Origin of the sequence: Streptomyces sp. NPDC048825 (assembly GCF_043198355.1) — a bacterium.
Lineage (GTDB): Bacteria > Actinomycetota > Actinomycetes > Streptomycetales > Streptomycetaceae > Streptomyces > Streptomyces xiangluensis.
Window position 1 is genome coordinate 134,054 of sequence record NZ_JBICUR010000022.1, and the last position, 23,887, is coordinate 157,940.

The window sequence follows — 23,887 nt, forward strand, 5'->3', positions numbered from 1 at the left end:
TCTTGGGGGCGCGTTCTGGCGGGCGAGTGATCAGTGCGCTGTGGCGGGGGCGAGGTCGACGGGTGTCGTGCGCCCGGTGCGGGCGGCCTCCTGGACGGCGAGGGCGACCGCGAGCGCATGCACTCCCTGCGTACCGGTGACGGTCGGCTCTCCCGCGCCACAGACCGCGCGGGCAAGGTCCTCCAGGACCACCTCGTACAGATCACGTCGGCCAGGTACGTCGATCTCCCGGGAGCCGGCGGCGTCGTGCAGATGGACCGTGCCGACCGGATTCTGAGTCATGACGTCGACCGCGGTGATCGACCCGTCGGTGCCGTGCACCTCCAGGCCGGTGCGGGCGTGGGCGACGGTGAACGCGTCGTGGGTCTGGGCCAGTACGCCGTCGCCGTAGCGAATGACACTCATCGCGGCGTCCTCGGCCGCCGCCTCCCACGAGCCCTGGCGCACCGCCAGTGCCGTGGCCTCGACAGGCGTACCGAACAGGGCGTTGGTGACCGAGGCATCGTGGCAGGTGATGTCGAGTACGACCCCTGCCCCGGCCCCCGGGTCGCGCAGCCGCCAGCCACGCAGCCGTTCCGGCAGCGCCACGGCGTGGGAAACCCGGGCCGCCAGCGGCCGCCCCACCGCGCCGGCCGCGACGAGTTCACGGATGCGGCGGTGGGTGGCGGCACCGGGCAGATGGTGGTTCACGCCCAGCACGACGCCCGCGGTCCGGCAGGCCTCGACCATCGACCAGGCGTCGGCAAGGGCGAGCGCGAGCGGCTTCTCACACAGCACGTGCTTGCCGGCGGCGGCAGCGGCGAGCGTGTGGGGCAGGTGCAGGTCGTTGGTCGTACTGATGTAGACGGCGTCGATGTCGTCCCGGGCGAGCAGTTCCTCGGCGCTGGTGGTGGTGTGGGGGACGCCGTGCGCACCCGCCCAGACGGTGGCGCGCAGTGCCGATGAAGAGCAGAGCGCGGTGACACTGTGGCCGAGCGCCCGCATGGCCGGGATCATCCGGGTGGCCGCGATGTCGCTGGCTCCGATCAGTCCCCAGCGGAGTCCGGTCGACGGCGCTCTCATCGCGGGTCCGCGGTGTGCGGGACGACGCCGTCCTGGCTCCGTGTGGAGTCGCGCACCTTCAGTTCCGGTGTCAGGAGCACGGTATGCGGCTGGAGATCCGGTTCTTCTATGCGGCGGAGCAGCAGCTCCGCCGCCTCGGCACCGGTCTGGTCGGGATGCGTGGCGACCGTGGTGAGCGAGGGGTGCTGCAGGGCGGCGTCGGGTACGTCGTCGAAGCCCGCGACCGCCACTTCCCGGCCCGCCTCGACACCCTGCGCCCGGAGCGCGGAGAGCGCGCCGAAGGCCACCACGTCGCTGTAGCAGACGATCGCGTCGTACGGCCGGCCGGTCTCGGCGAGCAGTTCGACCGCACGCTCGCCGCCGTCGCGGTCGGCGCTGGTCGCGATCGACAAGGCAGGGTCGAGGGCGAGCCCATGTGCCTCCAGTGCGGTGCACACCCCCTGCTCACGCTCCACCCGTGCCGTGGAACGGGGCGGGCCGCCGATGAATGCCACCTGCCGTCGCCCGGACCGCACCAGGTGATCGCCGAGCAGCTGTCCCGCCGCCCGGTTGTCCACCCCGATGTAGTCCGCCTGGTGACCGGGCACATGCCGCGTGACCAACACATGGGGGGTTCCTGAGGCGCCCAGGGACTTCTGGAGCATCTCGCCGCTGGTGTCGTACGAGGGAACCAGCAGCATCCCGTCCACCCGGTGCTCGCTCATCGCCTCCAGCAGCCGCGTCTGTCGCTCCTGGTCGTCGTGGCTGTAGCCGAGCAGAAGCGTGTAGCCGCGCTTGTACAGCACCCGCTCGATCGCCATCGTCAGCTCGGCGAAGTACGGGTTGCGCACGTTCGTCGCCACGAGTGCCACCGTCATCGACCGCTGGGCCCGCAGGTTCGCCGCCCGCCGGTCGTACACGTAACCCAGCTGCTCCATGGCCTCGCGAACGCGCACCTTCGTCGCCGCGGACACCCGGGGGCTGTCCCGCACCACGAGCGACACCGTGGCCTTGGAGACTCCGCAGGCCGCGGCTACGTCGCTGAGGGTGACTCTTGGCACCTGTTCCACCGCCTAGTAGATCGGTCTACCTAGTTGATGGTGAGGACTGTCGGCCGGGTTGCGCCCATGTGTCAAGAGGTGCTGCACAAGTTTCCGGAAAAGGTGCATGAATACGCAGAGATGACAGGCATCCGTCTTGACAGATGCCACATGTTCGCTTCAGCGTGGAGTCAGAGCTTGCTATATCGGTCTAACTACCGACGACCCAGGAGGCAGTTCATAGAGGCGTGATCACCACGTCAGCCGACATTCTGCTCCCGCCGGGATTCGAAACAAGAAATGGCCCTGCCCCGGGTAAACCCCCAGGTCAGGGCCATAGAAGCAGACGAGTCGGGCTGTACGCCGGGGACAGGTGCGCGGTTCGTGAAAATGTCCTCTGAGCTGCGCGTACGGGTGGTGACCGGTAGCAGGGTGCGGAGCCGGAATCACTCCCGCGGCAGGACCGACGACGCGGCCGCCGCCCCCCGCGGGCATTCCGGCGTCCGTGCCTTCGATGACGCCGAGTCCAGCTGGGTCATGGGGTGGGTGGTCCGGATCAGCCCTGGCACCGCGGCGTCGGCTGGTGCCGCACCGGTGGCCTGCACGCCGCCAACGAGCATCGACGCAGTCAGCATGACGCTCCTGCGGCGCGGCCTGGCCAGGTTCGTATGGTGGCTGCTCATACTCCTCATTCGTCTGGTAAGCGGATTTCTGCTGATTCGCGGCGGCGGAAGCGGCCGTCGGCCGCTTCCGCCGTCCGTGGTCATGCGCATCGTGGGCCGTTGCGGCAAGGGCGAGGTCGTCCGGCCGGTCGGCGGTCGTGGGCGAGCATGACCGCCGCATCCGTCTCACGGTCGGATCGCCCACCGGCTCACGGCCGGATCTCGTACACCACGTTGAACGGCGTCTGCGCGGCGCGGCGGAACCCGGTGAAACCGGCGTCGGTGATCACCTGGCGGACAGCGGTCTCGCCGGCCTGTGCGCCCAGGGCATAGCCGCCCGGCTGGGACAGGCTGTTGGGCACGCAGAGGAACGTGGAGCCGCTGTAGTAGAGCCGGCCGACCGGGTTGAAGTTGTCCTCGACCGTGTCGGAGGCGAACGGCTCCACCAGCAGCCAGGTGCCGTCCGGGGCCAGCGCCTCCCGCACCCGCCGGGCGGCGCCGAGCGGATCGCCCATGTCGTGCAGGCAGTCGAACGTCATCACCAGGTCGTAGTCCGTGCCGGCGAAGGTCTGCGCGGTGGCCACCTCGAAGGTGACCCGGTCGGTGACCCCGGCCTCGGAGGCCTTCTTACGGGCCAGCTCGATCGACGTGCCGTGGTAGTCCGAGCCCACGACGGTGGTGCGCGGGTAGGCCTCGGCGAGGAGCAGTGACGTGGAGCCGAGACCGCAGCCGATGTCGGCCACGCGCGCGCCGGCGGTCAGTTTCGCGTCGACCCCCTCCAGAGCCGGGATCCAGCTCGGGATCAGCTCGGCCACGTAGCCGGGCCGGTAGAACGCGTCGACCCCGACGAAGACGTCCTCGTGGTGTTCGTGCCAGCCGACGCCGCCTCCGGTGCGGAACGCTTCGGCGATCCGCGGTTCGGCGCGCAGCATCCCCAGAGCGGCGAGGAAGGCCGCGGGCACGTTGGGGCCGTTCGGGTCGGCCAGGCAGAATGCCTGCTCCTCGGTCAGCGCGAACCGACCGGTTGCCGGTTCGTAGTCGGCGTACCCGCCGGCGGCCTGTCCACGCAGCCACTCGGTGAGGTAGCGCGGGTGGCACCCGGTGCGCTCGGCGAACTCCTCGGGCGTCGCGGGGCCCTCCGCGAGTGCGCGGTAGAGCCCGAGCCGATGGCCGATCGCGACGGATCCGGCGGCTTCGGTCGCCCCCAGGTCGGTCACGAACCGGCCCAGGAACTCGTTGACCTTCTCGTGGTCCATCCCAGTTCTCCTTCTTGTCGAACCGGCTCGTTGCCGGTCACGACAGAAAGGATTGGCGCGCGACCTGTCACAGCCCTCGCACGGGCTATCGTCGTGCTAACAGACCCAGTTCGTCCTCGTCGCACGAGCGTGCCGGACACGGGGGTTCCCATGGCAGTCGGGCGTCTGTCGCCGTCGCCGTTGGTTCGTGTGGAGGTGCTCGGGCCGCTGCGGCTGCTCGTCGGCGGTGCCCCCGTCGACGTACCCGGTCCGAAGCGGCGTGCGGTGCTCGCGCTGCTCGCGCTCGCCGAGGGCCGGACCGTGACGGTCGACCATCTCATGGACGCGCTGTGGCCGTCGGAGGTACCTGAATCAGGGCGTCAGGCCCTGCACAACCAGGTGTCCCGGCTGCGCGGACACCTCGGTCCTGCGGTGGCCCGGCTAGAGACGCGGCAGGACGGCTATCGGCTCGCACTCGGACGCGACGAACTGGACGTCGCGCAGGCGCGTGCGTTGCTCGCGACGGCGCGTACGACGGAACAGCGCGACCCGGCCGGCGCGTTCGCCCTGCTTCAAGAGGCGCACGGGCTGTGGCGAGGCCCAGTTCTCGCCGACCTCACCGACATCGTGCCCATCGCCACCGCGGTCGAGGAGTACGCGCTGCTGCGCCGCGAGGTGACAGACGCGCTGATCGCGGTCGCCGTCGCCGCGGGACAGGCCGACCGGATCCTTGGCCTCGCTGCCACGTCATCGGCCGCCGACCCACTGCGCGAGCCCGCGGTCCTCCTGCTCATGCGGGCGCTGGCGGCGACAGGGCAGGCGCCGGACGCGCTGCGCGTCGGACGGGAATACCGGCGTCGGCTGGTCGACGAGACCGGCCTCGATCCCTCACCCGCGCTGGACGAGCTCGAGCGCGAGATCATCGCAGGCGCCGAGGGTTCGGCGTCCGGCCTGCGCGAGGTGCCCGCCCGGCCGGGGGTGCCCACCCTGCCCGGGATGGCCGCCGGGCCCGTGGTGCCGACCCGGCCGACCACCCGGCTGATCGGCCGTGCGGCGCAAGTCGCGGCCCTGCACCGGCTGTTGGCGACCGAGCGGCTGGTCACGCTCGTCGGTCCCGGCGGCGTCGGCAAGACCCGGGTCGCCCTGGAGGTCGCGGGGCAGAGCGGCACGGTGACGGTGCTGCTGCTCGCGCCGGTCACCGATCCCGCCGCCATCCCGCACGCGCTGGCGGCGGCCCTGAACCTGAAGGTCGACCGGGGCGACGTTCTGTCCGCCTGCGTCGCCGTGCTGTGCGACCGCCCCGGTCTGTTGGTGATCGACAACTGCGAGCACCTGCTCGACGGCGTACGGGACACGGTGGACACGATCCTCTCCACGTGCTCCGGAATCTCCCTGCTGGCCACCAGCCGCGAACCTCTCGGTCTGGCGGCCGAACATGTCTCACGGCTGGCGCCGCTGCCGCTGCCCCACCCCGACCAGGATCCTTCACGGGTTCCGTCCGTGGCGCTCTTCCTGGACCGGGCCCGCCGGGTTCGCCCCGGGCCGCCACCGACGCCGGCACAGCTGCGTACGATCGCCGACATCGTGCACCGGCTCGACGGGATGCCGCTGGCCATCGAGCTCGCGGCCGGCCGGCTGTCCACGTTCTCCCTGGCTGATCTGCGGGGCCGCCTCGACCGCTCGCTCGACCTGCTCGGCGGGGGCAGCCCCAGCGCGGATTCCCGGCACCGGACGCTGCGCGCGACCGTCGAGTGGTCGTACCAGCTCCTCACCGAGGACGAACGGCGGCTGTTCCGGCATCTGTCGGTCTTCGTAGACGGTGTCGACCTCGACACCGCGGAGCGGCTCGCCGCCGGCCTGGGCCTGGAGAGCGACCCCGGAAGCACTCTGGCCCGCCTCGTCGACGCCTCCATGGTCGAGGCCTCCTTCGAGGGGGCCACCCGGTTCCGCATGCTGGAGACGCTGCGGGCCTTCGGTCTTGACCGGCTCGCGGCGGCCGGCGAGGACAAGGCCGCGGCCGAGCGCATGCTGCGCTGGGCCGTCGAGCTGACCTCATGGATCGGCACCGTCATGGACACCGAGCGGGAGCCCGAGGCCGACGCCGTCCTGCGCCGCGAACTGCCGAACCTGCGGGCTGCGTGGCGGCTGGTCCGCGGCCAGGGATCTCTGGACGACGCCGTGGCGATGGTCGTCGCGCTGTTCGAGGCGGTCGCCTACCGCGATCTCGTCGAGATTCGCGACTGGGCGGAGGAACTGGCCGACGACCCGGCGCTCGCCGGCCACCCGGGTGCTGTGGCCGTGCTCGGAGTCGCGGCGGAAGCCGCCTACCACCGCGGCGACTACCGCCGGGCCGACCAGCTCTCCCGTACCGGGCTGGAGAAAGCGGCCGACAGCGCCGGATCATGGCACTGCCTGATGGTCCTCTCGGTGGCCGACCTGGCTCGCGGCGCCTACGACGACGTGGTCGAGCACTGCCTCGCCGCGGTCGATCTCGTCGGCCCGCAGCGGGAGAGCCTCGGGATCGCCGCCCTCGCGATGGCCTACGCGGGCGATCTGGAGGAGGCGCGGAGACTGAACGACCGGGGGCTGACCGCCGCGGTGTCGCCCTCGATGCTCTCGTGGGGCGCCTACGTCGCCGGGGAGATCGACAGCCTCGCGGGCCACACCGAGTCGGCCGAGCGGCACTACCTCCGTGCCATCGACCTGGCCCGCACCTCGGGCGCCACCTTCCTCGTCGGCGTCGCGACCGTCGGGCTCCACTCGGTACGCGCCTGTGCGGGCCGGGTCGACGAGGCGCTGGACGGCTACCGCGACGCCATCGAGTACTTCGCCCGCAACGGCAACTGGACCCACCTGTGGACCGCCCTGCGCAACCTCGCCGACCTGCTGCGCCGGCTCGGCGACGACGAACCGGCGGCCCTGATCGACGCCGCGGCCGACCAGGCCCCCGACGCACCCGCCGTAGAGGGCACCCGCCCCGCCCCAGACCGCTCTCACGGCGCCGAACCCACCGCGCACCCCGCGACCGCCGCAGCGAAACCGATCCCCGGCCGGCCGGCCGTCCTCGAAGCGGCACGGCAGGCGATCGAGCGGAACCTCAGACGACCATGACAGCCCTTGAGGGCAGCTCGGCAGCTGCTTACCGCTCTCAGTTCGGGTCTGCTGCTTTCTATGGGCGTCGTTCCACAGGCCGGTGACGGTGTTGCCGTCGTAGTAGTCCATCACCTCGCTACTCGGCGGCAAGCCGTCGATAGGCGCCGATCGACCGGCTGAAGGTTGTGCCGGCGAGCCCGACGATGAACGCGACGCTGATTCCGATGAAGCCCCAGTCGGCGCATCCCGACCGGAGGTCCTCGGCGACCGACAGGCCCTGGGCGTCGTCTTCGCCAGACGGAGCGCGGGGTCAGCCGCCGACGTGGATGCCGGGGCGGCGGTCGGGGTCGGGTTCGTTGCTGCGGATGATCTCGCGGGTGACCGGAGCTGTGTCGCCGCGGCCGAGCAGGAAGTAGCGGAACATGTGTATCAGGGGGCTGCCTTCGGCCCACGCGAAGAAGCAGTGCGGCTGAACTCCCGTGGCGTTGCGCAGGGCGAGCAGAATCGCGGCGATGGCGTTCGGCGCGGCCGGTGCCTCGGCGCGCAGGATGCGGTAGCCGTCGACCTCGACTCCGCGTACAGCGAGGACTTCACTGAAGTCGGACGGGTCGACCACATCGATTTCCACGAACAGCACATCGGCCGGGGCGGGCACCGGATTGCTGCCGCGCTGCTCGCGCTCCTTGCCGGAGTACTCGGCGCCATCGCCCGCCTGACGCCGGTTGGCGATGATGTTGATGGAGTTGTCGTGGGCAAGGGTGTCGGTGATGAACCGGCGGGCGGCCTCGTCGAAGACGATGCGGTCGGCGCGCAGTTCGGTGGTGCGTGAGACCCGGGAGATCAGCGACACGGCGATGATGCCGGCGATGAACATGCCGGAGATGGCGATGCCGTCGGGCTTGTCGACGATGTTGGCCACCAGGGCGTAGAGCAGGACCGCAGTGAGCAGTGCGAAGCCTGCGGCGGCCGCGCGCCGGCGGCGGCGTACGACCGAGACGGTGACCGCGAAGGCGCCGGAGACCATCATGGCCAGGATGCCGGTGGCGTAGGCGCCGGCCTGGGCATCGACGTCGGCGTCGAACGCGATGGTGATGAGGACACAGAGAACGGTGTAGACGATCACGACCGGGCGTACCGCCCGTCCCCACTCCGGGGCCATGCCATAGTCGGGCAGGTACCGCGGGACGATGTTGACCAGCCCCGCCATGGCGGAGGCGCCCGCGAACCAAAGGATCAAGATGGTGCTGACGTCGTAGACGGTGCCGAACGCCTCCCCGACGTGCTCGTGGGCCAGCCAGGCCAGGGCCCGGCCGTTGGCCTCGCCGCCGGGCTCGAACTCCTTGTGCGGGATGAGGACGGTGGTCACGAAGCTCGCGGACAGCAGGTAGACGCTCATGATGAGCGCGGCGGTGGTCAGCAGCCTGCGGGTGTTGCGGATTCGTGAGCGCAGCCGCTGCTCGGGATCAGCGCCGTCGGCGGACACCAGCGGCATCATGCTCACCCCGGTCTCGAAGCCAGACAGCCCCAGCACCAGCAGCGGAAACGCCACCAGCGCCGGCCCCGCCAGATCGCCGAGTCCGCCTCCCCCCTCGCCAAGCGCGTCCGTCCACGCCGACCACGCCCCCGGCGTGGTGAACACGTCCACCAAACCGACGGCGATGACCACCGCGTTGAGGACCAGGAAGACCGCGACCAGCGGGATGGCCACGCTGACCGCTTCGCTGAAACCGAGCAGGAACACCCCTCCGAGCACCAGCAACAACGCCACCGTGATGGCGACCTCATGACCGCGCAGGGCATCGGGCAGGTAGGGGTTCTCCACCATGTGGACGGAGGCGTCCGCCGCGGACAAGGTGATCGTGATGATCCACGACGTGGCGACAAAACCGAGCAGGACCAGCACGAACAGCTTGCCCCGCCAAAACGGCAGCAGATCCTCCAACATCGCCACCGACCCGGCTCCGTGCGGGCTCTCCCGGGCCACCCGCCGGTACATCGGCAGCATCCCCACCAGCGTCAACGCCACAATCAGCAACGTCGCCAACGGCGACACCGCCCCGGCCGCAAGCGCCGCGATCGCCGGCACATAAGCCAGGCTGGAGAAGTAGTCCACGCCCGTCAGACACATCACCTTCCACCAGGCGTGCGGCTCGGTATGCCCCTCACCCGCAGCCGGCCCGACCGGCTGCACTCGGTGGCGCAGCAACCACCGCGCCAGGCCTGCCGCTCGGCTGCGCCCGAAGAACGGGACTGGCCACCACTTCCGGCACGGCAAGTTCGTTCGCGTCCTTCATATCCCCCAACAACCCTTCTACCTGCTCAGCCCGCCGGTCACAGCAGTCACCGCACTCACGGCACTCACGGCACTCACGACACTCACGACACTCACGGCACTCACGGCACTGCGACGATCACCGAGTATGCGGACCTCTCGGAAGCGCCGACCCACCGGGGGCCACACACCGTCGACCGTGCGCGCCCTCGCGGAGGCTTCCGGCCCTCCACCCGCCTGGGACGGTACGAGCGGCGACTACCCGAAGTGCGCCAGTACCACCCACACCAACGTCGGCGGCGCGGCGGTGGAGGACTACAGCCCGCACCACAACGCCTTCGCCTAATACAAGTCGACCGCCAACCCGCACCACCTGGCCCGGAAGAGCATCGCCGAGGTGGGGCACAGCGGGCGGGCCAACCACAACTACGACCTGACCGACTTCGACGCTTCCCTCAAGGCCGGCAGCCTGCCCGCCGTCAGCTTCCTCGCCGAGGACAAGACCACGGCGTACGGCGGCGTTGCTCTCGGCGCGCTTCGTCACCGAGGCCACCGGTCGAACCAGTCTCTGGCATCCTGACTGGTCGCAAGGGCGATCACCAGGAATCCGGCTCCGGCACCAAAGCTCCAGGAGCCATCGTGGACCAGCACACCGATCGCGCAGAGGGCGGTGATCACTGAGCCGACGACAACCGCTCCGATGCGGACGCGATTGCCGCCGCGACCGAACTTCGCAGCGATGACGATCGAGCTCACGGCCAGCGCCCCGAACAGGAACACCTTGAGGAGCAGCAGGCCCACGATCAGCTCCCCCATGGCGCCGGTCTCCAAGGTGACAGCGTCCGTGACGAACCACAGAGCAGGGACAAGGCACCCCGCACCTATGACGAGGAGCATGGCGCAAACGGACTTGACGCTGCCGGGCATCTGACTCATGCGGGTCCTTTGAACGAGCTCACCTGGAGGGAGGCGCGCCTCCGTGACCGCATCCGCGGACGCACAGAATACGAGCAGGATGCGCTGGACGACCATGGCTGACGAGGTCGTCACCAGCGGGCGGCGCCGGCCTGGCCGGTGGCGACGCTGAAGTGGTTGGTGTTGGTGTGCAGCCAGGACTCGCGGATGCGGGAGGGGAGGAAGACCTCGTAGTCCATGGACAGGCCCGAGGACGATGGCGGACATCATCATCGGTATCGGCGAGGTCGGCACAGGAGATCCGGCCGCCGGGGCCGCGCTCGCGCAGCTCGTGGGCGGAGTCCGGGCGGAGGCCGAGCCCCCGCGGGTATCGCTGGAGCGCAGCGTGGTGGACGCTGCGGTCTACCACGGTGGACGGCGTGTCGACGCTCCCGCGTCGCCAACCATCTGCATGTGGCCCCGCCGGGGGTTCGAGGCGCAGTGCGGATCGAACAGAGCGGTGTGCTCACCACGTCAGCCGACCCCGCGCTCTCGGGAGATGTGCCGGCATCGTCACTCGCGCCCGGCGCGGACGGGGTGCCGCGGCCTGCCCGAGACCGTGCCCCAGTGCACAACGCGTGCACACTTGCGCGGGAACTCCCGGGAACTGGCAGGTAGAAGCGAGATGTGCCCAGACACGACAAAAGACTCCGACCAGACCATAAGTCCAGGTCAGAGCCCTGCTGGCAGACGAGTCGGGCTGTACGCCGGGGACAGCGGTGTGAATCGTGGAAGTTGCCTGTGACCTGCGCGGACGTTCCGCGTGACCAGAGGCCGTGCACATCGCGTGCACGGCGACATGGGGCGTCGCGTAAGTCGCCGTGGTGCCGTCCGACTCCCAGCCGTGCTCCTCCATCAGGCGAAGCAGGATCCGCTTGCGTTTCTGGGCGGTGCGCAGGCCTTCTGGTTTATCCGAGGTCTTCCAGCAGCAGGTCCAGAGCACCTTCCTCGTGCAGGGCGATGCCCAACGCCTCCATCACCGGGGTCAGTTCGGGGTCCCACATGGCCACGACCGGAGCGCCGGTGAGGGAGAGCTGCGGGGTGCCGTGCACCTGCGAGCGGGTTATGAGGTACTCGTAGTCGGCCGCATTCATACGCCAAGGAGTCGTCGCCTCGTACCGCTGCATGACGCGGTTGGCCAGGGCGATGCCCGCCCAGTCGAAGTCTCCGTGGTAGGCGAAGGCACAGCCGGTCGCGGCCAGCGCGTCCAGGAGGGTGAGGACGACCGTCGTCGCGCTGCCCGAGGTGCAGATCAACGGTGCGGTGCAGCCGGCGTCCGCCGCGGCCTCCACAATGCGTGGGTTCTCGCAGACGTGGATGCGGGTGCGCGGGGTCAACTCCAGGCGCACCGTGCGTAGTTCGCGCAACGTCAGGTGCGTCTCCAGGTGGTGGTCGGCGCGTTCGCGGAGGGCCGTCTCCTGCCAAGTGCCGCCCGTCGGGCGCAGACCGTAGGTCAGGACCGTGCTGGAGACCTCGTCCGGGGTGACCGAGGCCCGGCGCCACAACGCGCGGCGACCTGGGGCGTCGGTCGGGAACTCGACGTCCTGGGCCAGCGCGATGCCGCGCAGGACCAGGCGGGCCAGCAGCGTGCCGTCGTCCAGGCCGTGGGCCGAGCCCGTGGTGCGTGTGGCCAGTTCGCCACGGCCCCAGGTGGCGGGGGTGGGTGTGGGTGTGGGTGTGGAGTCGGGCCCTGTGCCGGGGAAGAGGGTGGCGAGGGTCTGGATGGCCTGGATGACGGTGGTAAGCGCCGTCTGGGACGACTGGTCGGATGACTGGCGGGACGACTGGCGGGTGAGCGTGCCGCTTCGTCGTATCTCCTCCAGCCATTGGCGGGGCCAGAGCTGATCGCCAAGCGGCGTGGCAGTCAGAGTCTCTTCTGCCGTGGACCACAGGCGGGTGCGTTCGGCTGCCGCCGCGTCGCGGGCCGCGCGGCGGTCGGTCAGGGGTGGGCCCAGTTCCGCCAACGTCGCGGCCAGGCCTCGGCCGACCGCGCTGGCGCGCAGGCGGGTGTCCAGATCCGCCAGGCGGATCGTGGCGTTGGGGGCCGTGAGCGGTTTCGCGAGGAGGAGGGACAAGGCCTCGCACTCCTGTGCGTCCAGGTTCTGGAGCCTGACCGTGCCGGTCGGCTGGAGGCCGTTGCGTTCCAGGCGTGCCCGTACGGCCGTCCAGAGGCGGGTGAGACCTGGGCGAGTGAGGAACGCCAGGGCGTCGGCGTCCGGGGGCGCCCCGGGTGCGTCCCGTCTCGTCATACCGACACCAGCCGCCGCTGCCGCCCGTTCCACGTGTAGTGCAGCGTCGCCACGCCTCGCACGTGCGGGTCGCGCAGGCACTCGTAGATGTGCAGCGACGGCACGTCGGGCCAGTTGCCGATCAGGCGTTCGCTGGTGAGGACGAAGTCCAGGTCCAGGTCGACCAGGATGCGGCCGAGGCGTGCGTGGGTGGGCTCGTCGACCTTGGCGAATGCATCGTCGAGCAGGATCAGCCGGGGTGCGTGCGGGGCCGTTTCCGCGAGGCTCGTGAAGTGGGCGGCCGCGGCGGCGAAGAGGACCAAGTAGGAAAGGACACGTTGCTCGCCCTGACTGAGGCCCGTGCGGCCCGATAGTTTGCGACGGCTGCCGGGGGCGGCGTCGTTCACGACCCAGGGGGTGAAGGTGAACCAGTCGCGGTAGTCGAGGGCTGTGCGCAGGTGGGCCGCATAGCCCGCGCCCGGGTCGGCGCGGCGGGCGTCCTCGATGCGGCGCTGGAGCACGTCGCGGAGTTGCTCGGACTGTTCGCGGGTGCGCAGGCCCGAGGGGCTGCGCAGGAGGTCGACGGCCGCCTTGACGTCGGCCTCCACGCCGTCGGCCAGCTTCCAGTCAAGCGTGACGCCCAAGCCGTGTGACGTACGGACCGTGGACAGGGTGACGTTCAGTGCAGCCACCAGGGCGCCTGCTGCCAGGACCTGGGAGGACAGATGGTCGCCCAGTTCTCCCGTCAGGAACCGCTGGAACACCTCACGCTCGCGTTCCGTCAGCCGTTCGCGGGCCTCGGCTGCCTGGGCTGCGATGCGCTCGCCCACCACGGCGATGTCGGCCGGCCCGTGGTCGTCGACGAGGCGGCAGACCTTGATGCCGTCGTGTTCCTCAAGCGTGGCGTCGTAGCCTCCGGAGAGCTGGTCGCGCAGCTCCGTGTGCCGGTTGAGGAGGGTGGTGTCCGAGATGTCGCGTCGCTCGGCGTCAAGGCCGCTCCGTACGGCCCCGACCAGTCGGCGCAGCGACTTTGTACGGTCCCGTGCCGTACGGTCCCGCGCATCGTCATCCGTGGAGTCCGCCCTGTCCGCCGTGCCTGCCCTGTCCGCCGTGTCCGCCGTGTCCGCCGTATTCGCCTTGTCCTCCGCCGGAATGTCGAGTGCCGCGCCCCTGCTCACGCCCGGCAAGGACAGCGCCGTACGCAGTCGCCGGCCGCTCGCGATCACCTCGCCCTCCTGCGTGGCCAGCGCCTCGCGCCGTACCCTCTCGTCCTCCTCCGCGCGTACGCGTTCGTCGTGTGCGGCACTCATGTCCCGCTGAACGCCGGGAAGTTGGCGCCGTACCGCCTCCATGCGGCGCTTCGCCTCGTCCTCGCGGGCGAGGATCTCCTGCTCCGACGCCCCCAGGGCCTCCTCCAGGCCCCGGACCGTGCGGCGGGCGGCATCCAGGCGGGCGAGCGGCTCGGCGTAGTCGGACTCCGCTTCCCGACAGGACGTCAGAGCGCGCTCGTAGCCTTCCCGGCCCTGGCGGTGACCGTCGGCGGAGGAGGCGACCGCGCGCAGTCGTCGGCGCAGTCGTTCGGTGCCCGTGCCGAGGCGGTCCAGGGCGAGACGTACGGAGTCGAGTGCGGTCGGGTCGACCGGGAGGTCGTTCGCGCTTGCTGCCGCCTCGGTCTCACGTCGGGCGGCGACCGCGTGGGCGCGCGCCTGCTCCGCCTCGCGGGCGGCTGCGGACGCCTTGCCGGCCGCCACCTGTTCGGTGCGCTCGGCCTCGGCCGCGCGGGCCCATGCGTCGGTCAGCCGTCGTGCTGTGGGCGGGTGGCTCAAGGTGTCGGCCACCTTCGTGCGGTGCTCCGTCAGGATGCGCAGGTTGCTCTCCTGCTCGGTCAGCTTCTCCTGTACGTCGGTGAGTTGCCGGTCGAGTTCGGCCAGGGCCCGGCGGCGGGTCTCAGCGCGCACCTCGGCGCCGACGTACTCGGCGGTCAGCTTGGTGTGGCGACCGTGGGCGACGCCCAACTTCCAGAAGCCGTCGGTACCGATCGCGGAGTCCGCCGTCGTGCCCATGGCCCCCGTCGTGCCCGTGACTCCCTCCGTCACCAGAGCCACCGCCCGCAGCACGCTTTCGACCTGCTCGGTCCTCACCCCGCTGTCCGGCGCCACGACCGGGCGCAGCACCTCGGCAAGGGTGTTCCTGGAAGGCGGCGTACCGGCGGGGACGAGGAGGGTGTCCCGCGTGGCCGGGTCCAGGACGGTGCCGTCGGCGCACACCCAGGCGTCGAGCAGGCCGCTCGCTTCGAGTGCCGCTTCGAGGCCTGCCCGGGCGGCCGGCTCCACGTCGTCGGCGAAGTCCACGAGCCGGTACAGGGGTGCGCCGGTGCCCGGCGTGCGGGGCGCTGAGCGGTGAGGCGGGGGCGCGGGCTCGGGGTCGGTGCGGCGTTCCCAGTCGTTCCGCTCACGCTGCAGGCGGTCCTGTTCGGCGGCCAGCTCGCGGATCGCCACGGCGCGCGCGTCACGCTGTTCGCCCAGTTCCGCCAGCCACGGGTCGACGGCCGACCGGGCGGTGTCGGCCACCTCGTCAGGGGCATGGGCGGGCAGCGGCCCGTCCGCCGGGTCGTGAGCGGTCAGGTCGCGTACGGCGTCGAGGGACACGCCGGTGAAGCTCTGCAGCCGTTCGGTCCAGGCCCGGACGCCATCGGAGTACGCCTCCCCCTCGCGCGCCGTCTCCTCCCGGCGGCGTCCGGCCCGCGAACGTGCCTCTTCCGCCTGCTCCTCCAGGCGCTCCCGTGCGGCATCGGCCCCGTACGCCTCTCGCTGGGCCTGGCGCGACTTCTCCATGAGCGCGACCAGTTCCGTCACGGCTCGGGCGCGGTTCCTGATCACCGGCCCCGCGGCGTCCAGTTGGGTGTCCCAGACGTGCAGCGCGTCGGCGCAGGCCTCCGTGTCGACGGCCAGCACCTCGCTGTGGCGGACGAAGTGGAAGTCGCCGTCGGGGGCCGTCAGTTCGGCCGCCGCCGCGGCCGCGACCGGGGTGACGGGGACCTCCGCGGGCTCTCCCAGGTGCACGGGGTCGAGCCCGGACCGCTCCGCCTCCCGCAGCAACTCGCCGTGCGCCGTGCCGAGTTCGACCAACTCCTCGCCGAGCCTTCCTGCCTCGTCGGTGAGACGCCGTCCAACCTCTTCCTGGGTGCTGTGGGCCTGGCGCAGGGCTTTGAAGGCGGTCGCCGCCGCGCTGTGCAGCGCGGTCACAGTGGCGCGCTTCTCCGCCAGTTCCTGGAGGCTGCGGTAGGCGGCGCTGTCGTGCAGGGCGGCGAGATCCGTCTCGGCTGCCTCCGACTCCGCCCTGAGGACACCGAGGCGAGCGGCGAGTTCTTCCTCACTCGTGCGGAGCTCCGCCGCTTTCTCCGCAGCCTCGGCCGCCGCACGTCGGTGCTCCGTCAGCCGTTCCAGTTCGTCGCTCACCCCATCGGCCCGGCGGCGCAGCGCCCCGTGCAGGTAGCCGCGGTAACCGGTGAGGAAGGTCCGCAGCGCCTCGTCGGTCCGCTCCAGGCGCCCGAGGTCGGTCCGTACGGCGTCCAGGTCGTCGAGGTTGCGGGCCACCTTGTCCACGATCTCGTCGTCGAGCGCGGGCAGCGTCTCCGCGAGGACGGAGACCAGTCCGCCGGAGTCGATGCGGTCGCCGATGGTGGGGCGGCGCAGGCGGTGCAGCAGGTGGAGCAGGTTGCGGTAGCGCGCGGGGTCGGTGAGGCCGAACAGGTGGCGGGCGACCCGGGCCCGGTGCTCCACTGCGCGGTCGGTGACATTCTCAGCACCGACGAGCGACTTGAGCTGGTCCACGGGGAGCGGCTGGCCGGCGGGTGCCAGATGCAGGTTCTCGCCCACCCTCAGCGGGGTGACGAAGAAGAACGGCTTGGCCGTCCTGGTCGACTGGGAGGCACGGATGGCCGCGCCGAGGGTGAGGTGGTGGTCGTCCCCCTGCTCGTCCGTCCGCACGAACTCCACCCACAGGTAGCCCAGTCGGTTGGTCTGCTCGAAGCCGTCGAGCATCAGCCAGAGGAGCGTGGTCCGGCCCGTTCCGGTGGCGTCCAGGGCGCGGGCGTCCCCGTCGAGGAGGTACGGAAGCAGCATCTCCAGGGCCTTGGACTTGCCCGCGCCGTTCTTGCCGCGCAGCAGCAGGCGGCCGTCTCCGAAGGAGAACTCCTGCTCGTCGTACTGCCAGACGTTCCGGATGCCGGCGCGGTGCAGGCGGTAACGGTGCGGGGACGGGGGGCGGTTCACCGGGGCGGCTCCTCAGTGACGTGGTCGACGTCGGTGACGTAGTCGGCGTTGTCCGCTGTGGACTGTCCGGTGACGTGATCTGCTGCGGTCTGTTCGGTACCGGTACGGGACTTGAGGGCCACCTTGGTGGCGAACCGTGCGGCCGCGGCAAGCAGCACCCAGCCGCCCGTACCGTCCTGCCCTCGGGCGTCCGAGACGTCCGTGACGGACCGGCCGTCGGGTGCGGCGTCCTCGTACCCCTCGGGCAGGCCGTGGCCGTCGGCGCGCACCGGGCCGGCGGGCGCCATCAGACGCATGCGGACCAGGAGGTCGAGGACAGCGGCGAGCAGCCCGTCCCGGTCCTCCAGGAAGCCGCGCCGCCAGTTGCTGCGCCGGCCGTACTCCTCGATCAGCTCGTCGAGCAGTTCTGGCAGCAGCCCGTCCGGGACGGGGACGCCGATGACCAGCCGTCCGCCGACCGCGGGGTGGCCCGGATCCTCCGGGTGCAATCGGTCGACCAGCCGCCCCACCAGCAGCAGCGCGGCCTGGGCCACCGTGCCGGTGCCGGGCAGGTGCAGGTCGGTGAGTTCGCCGTCCGGGTCGACCAGGGCGATGCCCTCAGCACGGATCTCGGCCTCAAGGCCCAGCAGTTCGGAGAAGGCCTGGGACTCGCGCCGCTGCCGGGTCCGCAGCCATTCGCGCTCGGCGCCGGTGAGGTCGTCGAGGTGGACGACGGGGGTTTCGACGAGGCGCCTGCGGACGTACGTACGCGGGCCGCCGAAACCGGGGTCGGCCGCGCGGCGTACGAGATCCGCTCCGTCGCGGCTCTGGGCCAGCGGCCCGGCGACGACCGAGCGGGCGATCTCGCGGTCCACGGTCAGCAGCGCCTCGCCGCCCCGCTCCTCGGCGACGGCCGAGACGTGCCCCTCGGTCTCCGCGAGGACACCCCAGTCGACGAGTTGCCGCAGCGCGGCGGCGAGCGTGCGACGCTCCGCCTGCCGCCCGGTGTCGCTGACCTCGACCCCGGCGTCCACGGCCGCGGCCCTCAGGTCGGCGACGAGTTGGGAGAGCAAGAGCTGTTCCGGGGCGGTGACGAGGACCGAGAGCGCGAGAGCCAAGTAGGCGTACGTCCGCGGGGTGAACGGTGTGCCGGTGGACGGCCGCTCCAGACGGTGACCGGATCCGGGGCCGAGACCCGCCTTGAACAGGCGGGCGTACGACGCCTCGACGAGGAGCCGGTAGCCGAACACCTGCTGGAAGCGCTGGGCGAGCCAGTCGGCGTGGCGCCGGATCAGCGGGAAGGTGTCGCTGTGCGGGCCGTTGCTGGTGACCAGGGGGTGGGCCAGCAGCAGGCGGGCGGCGGTGCGACGTTCGGCGGCGAGTGCCACGTCGTGCGCGGAGGGCAGGGCCATCAGGCGCTCGCCTCCTCGGCGGCGGGCGCCAAGGCGCTGTCGGCGACCATGCTCTCGACGACCAGGGTGAGGTCGTCCGCGGTCAGGTCACCGTCCACGGAACGCAGGAGTGTGTGCGTGCCCGGAGTGCGCCACGCGGTGAGCTTGATGCCCAGGTCGGCGTCGCCGGCCTGCGCGCCGTCGAGCAGAAAGTCACTGTCGCCCCCGTCGCCCTTATCGTCCTTATCGCCCTTGTGTAGCTGGGCGTTGCCGAGGGCGGCGGTGAGGAGTTCCAGCAGCAGGCGCATGGCGGCGGAGCCCAACCTGACCTGGTCGAACCGGCCGGAGGCGCTGCGCAGTTCGGCGGCCGCGGCCTGGCGGGCGGCGGCCTGCTCGCGTGCCTGCTCCATGAGGCGGCACTTCTGCACGCCATGATCCTCCACCGCCGCGGACCGCCCGCGCGGGGCCCGGCTGCCGCGCTCGCGCAACGCCACCGGAACGTCCACGACGGGTCCGGTCCACCAGCTCACGTACGCCGGTACGGTCTGGTCGGGATCCGGCGCCACCCCCATATGCCGCGCTCCGTACAGCCCGAAGGCGGCGACCGCGATGTCGTGGGCCTCCTCGGTCTCGGCGGCGTCGAACCAGGCCGCGAGCCTGAGCAGGTCCTTGCGGCGGGACATCTCCCCGGACGCCGAGCGCAGCATCCGCTTGGCGTTGGCGAGCAGCGACTGCAGGGCGCGCAGGGTGGCGTCCCGGAGCTGGTCCACCTGGCTGCCGTGCCCGTCGCTGTCGGCGAACCAGTCGCGCAGCCCCTCCCAGTCGGCCAGGTCCCGTCCCCGGCTGCGCTGCACGCGCGTCTTCGGCAACGCGTCGGAGAGCGCTCCGGACAGTGCTCCAAGGCCTGCCGCGTGTGCGTCGATGCGGCTCAGCAGTGCGGGCAGGTGGGGCCAGATCGCCCGCAGGTGTGCGGCGATGCGCGGTGCGCGGAAGGACACGTCTTCAGTGATCGCCTCCACGTAGTCGAGCAGCAGCTCCTTGAACCCCTGGTACTCGGCTCCGTCGAGGTCGTAGCGGGCGAGCACCTGGCCCAAGTAGGCGTAGAAGTCCCGTACCGACTCGGCGAATTCGGCGAACTGCACGAAGAGCGTGCTGATCCGCTCCAGCGCCTGCTGTGGATCCGCGCCGCCCGGCGCGGCGGCCATGGCGGCGATGTCGCGCAGGCCCCGGTCGACAAGCGTGAGCAGCTCACTGCTGACCTCGCGCGCGGCGTCCGCTCCGGCGAGCACCTCGTCCGCATCGCGCTGCACGCGCTCCCCCAGCTTGGACAGCTGGTAGCGGGACCGGGAGCGCTGGTACTCGGCGATGCTGCTCGCCGTGACGGTGTGCGTGCTGCGCAGTAGATCGCCCCAGCGCACGAGCTGTTCCAGCCGGGCGGTGAGTGTCTCCGCGTCGAGCGCCGCCGCCGGACCGACCGGGTTGCCCTGCTTACTCGGTGTGCCCGGGTCGCCCGACTGTGCCAGCTTGGCGAGCACGTCGGGAACGGCCAAGTCCGCGAGCAGCGTGCCGCAGAACACCCGCATCACCGCGACGTACTCCAGGCGCTCGGGTGCACTGAGGTACGCGTACGCGCTCAGCCGCTGCCAGGCGTCGGTGCCGCTCCCCTCGTCCGGCAGATCATCGGGCAGCTCTTCGTGCAATTCGTCCCCCTTCACACCGCCGAGCGTACGGACCCCCACTGACACTCCGGAGGAAGTCGGCAAAAACCGACCGCTCATGCGGACGCCGGCCCGGCGAAGTCGGTGAGCACCACACGGCCCTCGGCGCCGAGCATGACGTTGCCGGGCTTGACGTCACGATGCACGCCGGGTGCGCCCGGCACCACGGCTGCGCGGCATCACCGACCTGCCTCCGCCTGCTCTCCATGCTGCTGGGCACCCCCTCCCTCGTCACAGATAGCAATTGTTCCACTACTCGTATTCTCCATACTATGGTTCACTTGAGTATGCTCAAGATGAGCAACTTCGAAAGGTGATCGATGCCAGGCTTCGTAGGCCGCAAATCCGAGCTGACCGCGCTGAACCGCCACCTCGCCTGGGTGCGCGAGGGCCGCGGCGACCAGCGCGGCCGGGCCCTGCTGCTCCGCGGCCGACGCCGGGTCGGGAAGTCACGGCTGGTGGACCTCTTCTGTGAACGCGCCCAGGTGCCGTACGTCGTGCACCAGGCCACCCGAGGCGAAGACGCGCACCGCGAACGCGCCCGTTTCCTCACCGAGGTCCGGAACTCCTCACTGCCCGACACCACCCTCCTCACCGGCGTCACCACCGTCGCCGAATGGGACACCGCCCTGCGTCAGCTCGCGGCGGTACTCCCGGACGACACCCCCAGCATCGTCGTACTCGACGAGCTGCCCTGGATGCTCGAAGGCGACCCGGTCCTGGAGGGCACCCTGCAGACCGTGTGGGACCGGGTACTGAGCCGGAAACCCGTACTGCTCATCCTCATCGGCAGTGACCTGGCGATGATGGAACAGCTCTCCGCCTATGGCCGCCCCTTCCACCAGCGAGGGGTCGAGATGGTCCTCGCACCTCTCTCCCCCTCCGAGGTCATGGCGATGACCGGGCTCCCGGCCGCGGAGGCCTTCGACGCCCATCTGATCACCGGCGGCCTCCCGCTCATCTGCCAGGAGTGGCAGGAAGGCGAGAGCCGCACCGACTTCCTCGCCCGCGCCCTCGACGACCCCACCTCGTCCCTCCTCGTCTCCGCCGAGCGGGCCCTGGCCGCCGAGTTCCCCACTGCCCTCCAAGCCAGGCACGTGCTCTCCGTGATCGGCAGCGGTGAGCGGACCTTCGGGACGATCGCCGCGAAAGCCGGGGCTGCCGACCGGCCGCTCCCGCCCGGTTCGCTGAACCCCGCCCTGCGCACTCTCGCCGACAAACGACTCGTCGCCGTCGACAGCCCTCTCTCCGCCCGCCCCGGAGACCGCGACCGCCGTTACCGGGTCGCTGATCCCTACCTCCGTTTCTGGCTCGCCTTCCTGGAGCAGGGGATCCCGGAGATCGAGCGAGGGCGCAGCCGGATCGTCGTCGATGCCATCGAACGCGGATGGACCGCATGGCGCGGGCGGGCGATCGAACCCGTCGTGAGGGAGTCCCTGGCCCGGCTGCTCCCCGACGACACCTGGCCGCAGGTGCGGGAAGTGGGCGGCTGGTGGCCTCGTACGAACAATCCCGAAGTGGACTTGGTGGGGGCAGACCGGTCGCCCGCGCGCGAGATCGGGTTTGTCGGCTCGATCAAGTGGCACGAGCGCGGCTCCTTCGACCGCCGGGCCCTGGCAGCGCTGGCCCGGGACGCCCTGGCCGTACCCGGTGCCGACGAGGACACTCCGCTGATCGCGGTGTCCCGCTCCGGGGTCACGGTGGACGGACTCGCGGCGGCGTACGAGCCCGCGCAGCTGATGGAGGCCTGGGGTTCCGCTGCGTGACGCGAGCGCCCACTGGTAGGCGCATCAGCGGATCTGAAGCAGAGCTTTGACCTGCAAAAATATGAAACGCCAGACGAGTCGGGCTGCACGCCGGGGAGTGCCATCGCAGCGCTATGACCTGTGCAAACGCGTAGGGAGTGCGCTTGTGTGGCTACCTTGTTGGCTACGTAAGACGACATCGCGCCCTGCAGCGGTCCGGACGGGGTCTTCGTCACTATTGGGGTCAGACGGTCTGCTCGATGCGCTCGAAGGCGCCCGGGTCCGACTCCATTCGGCCGCCTTCGCATACTGCAGCGAACCCGACGGTGGTTACGTGAACCGCGAGCCCATCAACGGCTGGGCGGAGCGGAGCCTCAGCAGGAGCATGGACACGAGGTGGTCCCCCCCAGGGGACAAGTGACTCGTGCGGGTGGGGGGTAGGTCCTCGCGTAGGGGAAAGCCCGTCGGTCCGCAATTGGTACGGGTGATCTTAGTTACCCATGGACGTGTTAGACGGGCCCGCTACGCGGCCATGTGGCGGATTCCCGCCCGGCTCGGAGTCACCGTCGCAGCCTGGATCCCGGTGACCTCGACTGCGACGCCCCACGCCTCAAGGATCTTGGCCGTCTGCACGAGGGTGACCTGCGAAAACGGGAAGAGCGTGTCGGCGGTGAGGTCGGTTCCGTTTTTCAGCAGGATCGCGAAAGTAACCTTCGAAGGCCGGAAGCCTTCCGCCAGCCCCCTGCCAGGTCGGGCCGTAGCCACCTTGCGAGCGAACCCGTCCATGGCCTCCGGCGAGTGCAGCAGGGTCTGCACGGCGACCACGGCCTGACCGAACAGATGGCTCAGCGCGTCGGAGCCCTTGGCCCGCTTCACCATGACCAGGACGTCGTCCGGGCTCAGCAGGTCGCAGATCTCCACGCCGTTGCCCCGGTGCAACGCGGTCCGGACGTTGTCACGGTCGAAGCAGACGTACCCGGGCCGCAGGTCGGGCACCGACTCGTTGTAGTCCCGCTCCTTGTCCCCGAGCACCCAGGCCGGAAGGTCGACCGAGGGCGTGTCGGTGATGAGCCGCTCCACCTGCGAACGGATCGTCTCCAGGTACGCCTCACCGATCTCGTACCACTGCCCGTCCAGTAGGAAGAACCGGCGGGCACCGAGCGCTACCTCCGCCTCGATCCACCGCAGCACGCTCGACGTCCAGATGACGTCACCCTTCTCCGCCCGGGTGTGCGCGTAGAGGGTGACGGTGCCGTCCCGAAGCGCGGCGAAGCGTGTTCCCGACCTCTGCACGCGGGCCCGGTTGAGGACGTACTCCAGGCTGAAGTCGTCGGTGAGGCGCGCCTCCAGGCTGTGCACCTTGGTGGCGAATGCCTGGGCGGCGCCGTAGTCGTCCCAGTGATCGGACGGGACGGCGACTGCGATACGTCCGTCCGGCACGTCGCCCAGCATGTCGTCGAGCTGCTCCTCCAGCCGCGTGACGAGGTCGGCGTCCTTGACCGGGACGATGTGCTCGACGAACTCCAGTTCCGGAGCCGGGGCCTCGTCCCGAAGGACACGGGAGATGGCCCGGATGTCCGCGACCAGGTCCGCGGCGTCGATACCGAGGCGCATCCGCAGCCCGGTACCGCCCTCGACGCTGGAGATCTTCGTACGGTCGTCCTGAGCGATCGTCAGCTGTATCCCGTCCAGCCGACCGCCCAGCCGCCGCACGATCTGCGCGTGCTCCTGGACACCCAGGCTCCAGACCGGAGCGCCACTGGGCACGAGGGTGATGTCGGTCCGGCCCCCGCCCGGCGTATGGGAGACCATGTCCCGGATCTGGGCGGGGTCCACCCTGCGGATCACGAAACTCAGCCCGAACCGCCGGTCCTTGACCCGGTCGGGCACCAGGCGGAAGCCCTGGTCGTAGCCGATGGCATACACCTCGCCGTCGACCACGAGCATCAGCAGCCCGGCCGACCGGTTCACGGGCCGCGACACCTCGCACCCGGTCATGCGATTGATCTCACCGCACCAGTTCGCGACCGGCTGCTCGAAGCTGCCGGTGACCAGCAGCGCCGGAACGCCCAACCGCTCCTCCGGGAAGTGCAGTTCCGCGTCAACGGCTTCGAGCCGAGCCGGGTCGAGGACGTCGAACATCGCGTCGACCGTGGGAGCGACACCCGTAAGTCGGTACAGGGTGCGCTTGGACGTGCCGGAAGTACTGGTGGCCATGGTGCCGCTCCATTCGAATCGACATGTTGTGGGCAGGG

Annotated in this window: 13 protein-coding genes and 1 pseudogene; 4 read left to right on the forward strand and 10 right to left on the reverse strand. The window is 70.7% G+C overall.

Annotation, left to right across the window (positions count from 1 at the left end):
- Positions 1–30 precede the first annotated feature (30 nt).
- A complete protein-coding gene (locus ACGFNK_RS38895) occupies positions 31–1,062 on the reverse strand; it encodes a Gfo/Idh/MocA family protein (protein ID WP_393423838.1) in 1,032 nt (343 codons plus the stop codon).
- Entirely contained in the window at positions 1,059–2,102 is a 1,044-nt protein-coding gene (locus ACGFNK_RS38900; RefSeq protein ID WP_393423841.1) for a LacI family DNA-binding transcriptional regulator, read from the reverse strand. Before ACGFNK_RS38900 ends, ACGFNK_RS38895 begins: the two co-directional genes overlap by 4 nt.
- 363 nt (positions 2,103–2,465) lie before the next feature.
- On the opposite strand from ACGFNK_RS38900, the gene ACGFNK_RS38905 reads away from it, so the two are divergent.
- Complete coding sequence (locus tag ACGFNK_RS38905) at positions 2,466–2,915, forward strand: hypothetical protein (RefSeq protein ID WP_393423844.1); 450 nt, start codon at positions 2,466–2,468, stop codon at positions 2,913–2,915.
- A gap of 37 nt (positions 2,916–2,952) precedes the next feature.
- Here the strand turns inward: ACGFNK_RS38905 and ACGFNK_RS38910 are convergent, their stop codons facing one another.
- The gene (locus tag ACGFNK_RS38910) at positions 2,953–3,999 is read right to left on the reverse strand and encodes a class I SAM-dependent methyltransferase (protein ID WP_393423847.1); all 1,047 of its coding nucleotides are present in this window, start codon (positions 3,997–3,999) and stop codon (positions 2,953–2,955) included.
- Between the two features lie 150 nt (positions 4,000–4,149).
- Between ACGFNK_RS38910 and ACGFNK_RS38915 the strand changes: the two genes are divergently transcribed.
- Positions 4,150–7,089: a BTAD domain-containing putative transcriptional regulator gene (locus tag ACGFNK_RS38915; protein ID WP_393423850.1), complete on the forward strand. Its 2,940-nt coding sequence runs from the start codon at positions 4,150–4,152 to the stop codon at positions 7,087–7,089.
- 292 nt (positions 7,090–7,381) lie between these two features.
- Here ACGFNK_RS38915 and ACGFNK_RS38920 read toward each other — a convergent pair whose 3' ends face one another.
- Positions 7,382–9,199 (reverse strand): amino acid transporter, encoded by a 1,818-nt coding sequence (locus tag ACGFNK_RS38920; RefSeq protein ID WP_393423853.1) that lies wholly within the window; start codon positions 9,197–9,199, stop codon positions 7,382–7,384.
- Positions 9,200–9,553: 354 nt separating this feature from the next.
- Here ACGFNK_RS38920 and ACGFNK_RS38925 point away from each other — a divergent pair.
- Positions 9,554–9,833, forward strand: a pseudogene (locus ACGFNK_RS38925) (phospholipase); the annotation flags it as partial.
- A 50-nt stretch (positions 9,834–9,883) separates the two neighbouring features.
- Here ACGFNK_RS38925 and ACGFNK_RS38930 read toward each other — a convergent pair.
- The 5 genes from ACGFNK_RS38930 to ACGFNK_RS38950 form a co-directional block, all read right to left on the reverse strand.
- On the reverse strand, positions 9,884–10,279 hold the full coding sequence (locus ACGFNK_RS38930) for a hypothetical protein (protein ID WP_393423856.1): 396 nt from the start codon (positions 10,277–10,279) through the stop codon (positions 9,884–9,886).
- Positions 10,280–11,205: 926 nt separating this feature from the next.
- Entirely contained in the window at positions 11,206–12,546 is a 1,341-nt protein-coding gene (locus ACGFNK_RS38935) for a TIGR02679 family protein (protein ID WP_393423859.1), read from the reverse strand.
- Complete coding sequence (locus ACGFNK_RS38940) at positions 12,543–16,799, reverse strand: TIGR02680 family protein (protein ID WP_393423862.1); 4,257 nt, start codon at positions 16,797–16,799, stop codon at positions 12,543–12,545. Before ACGFNK_RS38940 ends, ACGFNK_RS38935 begins: the two co-directional genes overlap by 4 nt.
- Positions 16,796–18,190 (reverse strand): TIGR02678 family protein, encoded by a 1,395-nt coding sequence (locus tag ACGFNK_RS38945; RefSeq protein WP_393423865.1) that lies wholly within the window; start codon positions 18,188–18,190, stop codon positions 16,796–16,798. Before ACGFNK_RS38945 ends, ACGFNK_RS38940 begins: the two co-directional genes overlap by 4 nt.
- Positions 18,190–19,884, reverse strand: coding sequence for a TIGR02677 family protein (locus ACGFNK_RS38950; RefSeq protein WP_393423868.1), 1,695 nt, complete (start codon positions 19,882–19,884; stop codon positions 18,190–18,192). The genes ACGFNK_RS38945 and ACGFNK_RS38950 overlap by 1 nt, the downstream gene beginning before the upstream one ends.
- Positions 19,885–20,207: 323 nt before the next feature.
- On the opposite strand from ACGFNK_RS38950, the gene ACGFNK_RS38955 reads away from it, so the two are divergent.
- Positions 20,208–21,653 carry an ATP-binding protein gene (locus tag ACGFNK_RS38955; protein WP_393423871.1) on the forward strand — a complete coding sequence of 482 codons (1,446 nt, stop codon included), beginning with the start codon at positions 20,208–20,210 and terminating at the stop codon, positions 21,651–21,653.
- Between the two features lie 501 nt (positions 21,654–22,154).
- On the opposite strand, the gene ACGFNK_RS38960 is transcribed toward ACGFNK_RS38955, so the two are convergent.
- Positions 22,155–23,849 (reverse strand): TIGR04141 family sporadically distributed protein, encoded by a 1,695-nt coding sequence (locus ACGFNK_RS38960; RefSeq protein WP_393423874.1) that lies wholly within the window; start codon positions 23,847–23,849, stop codon positions 22,155–22,157.
- Positions 23,850–23,887: the final 38 nt, after the last annotated feature.

Bases quoted from the DNA above. Each gene is read 5' to 3' on its own strand.
- ACGFNK_RS38920 (WP_393423853.1), bottom strand. From the start codon at position 9,199: ATGTGTCTGACGGGCGTGGACTACTTCTCCAGCCTGGCTTATGTGCCG.
- ACGFNK_RS38955 (WP_393423871.1), top strand. From the start codon at position 20,208: ATGCCAGGCTTCGTAGGCCGCAAATCCGAGCTGACCGCGCTGAACCGC.
- ACGFNK_RS38895 (WP_393423838.1), bottom strand. From the start codon at position 1,062: ATGAGAGCGCCGTCGACCGGACTCCGCTGGGGACTGATCGGAGCCAGC.
- ACGFNK_RS38945 (WP_393423865.1), bottom strand. From the start codon at position 18,190: ATGGCCCTGCCCTCCGCGCACGACGTGGCACTCGCCGCCGAACGTCGC.
- ACGFNK_RS38915 (WP_393423850.1), top strand. From the start codon at position 4,150: ATGGCAGTCGGGCGTCTGTCGCCGTCGCCGTTGGTTCGTGTGGAGGTG.
- ACGFNK_RS38960 (WP_393423874.1), bottom strand. From the start codon at position 23,849: ATGGCCACCAGTACTTCCGGCACGTCCAAGCGCACCCTGTACCGACTT.
- ACGFNK_RS38935 (WP_393423859.1), bottom strand. From the start codon at position 12,546: ATGACGAGACGGGACGCACCCGGGGCGCCCCCGGACGCCGACGCCCTG.
- ACGFNK_RS38910 (WP_393423847.1), bottom strand. From the start codon at position 3,999: ATGGACCACGAGAAGGTCAACGAGTTCCTGGGCCGGTTCGTGACCGAC.
- ACGFNK_RS38930 (WP_393423856.1), bottom strand. From the start codon at position 10,279: ATGAGTCAGATGCCCGGCAGCGTCAAGTCCGTTTGCGCCATGCTCCTC.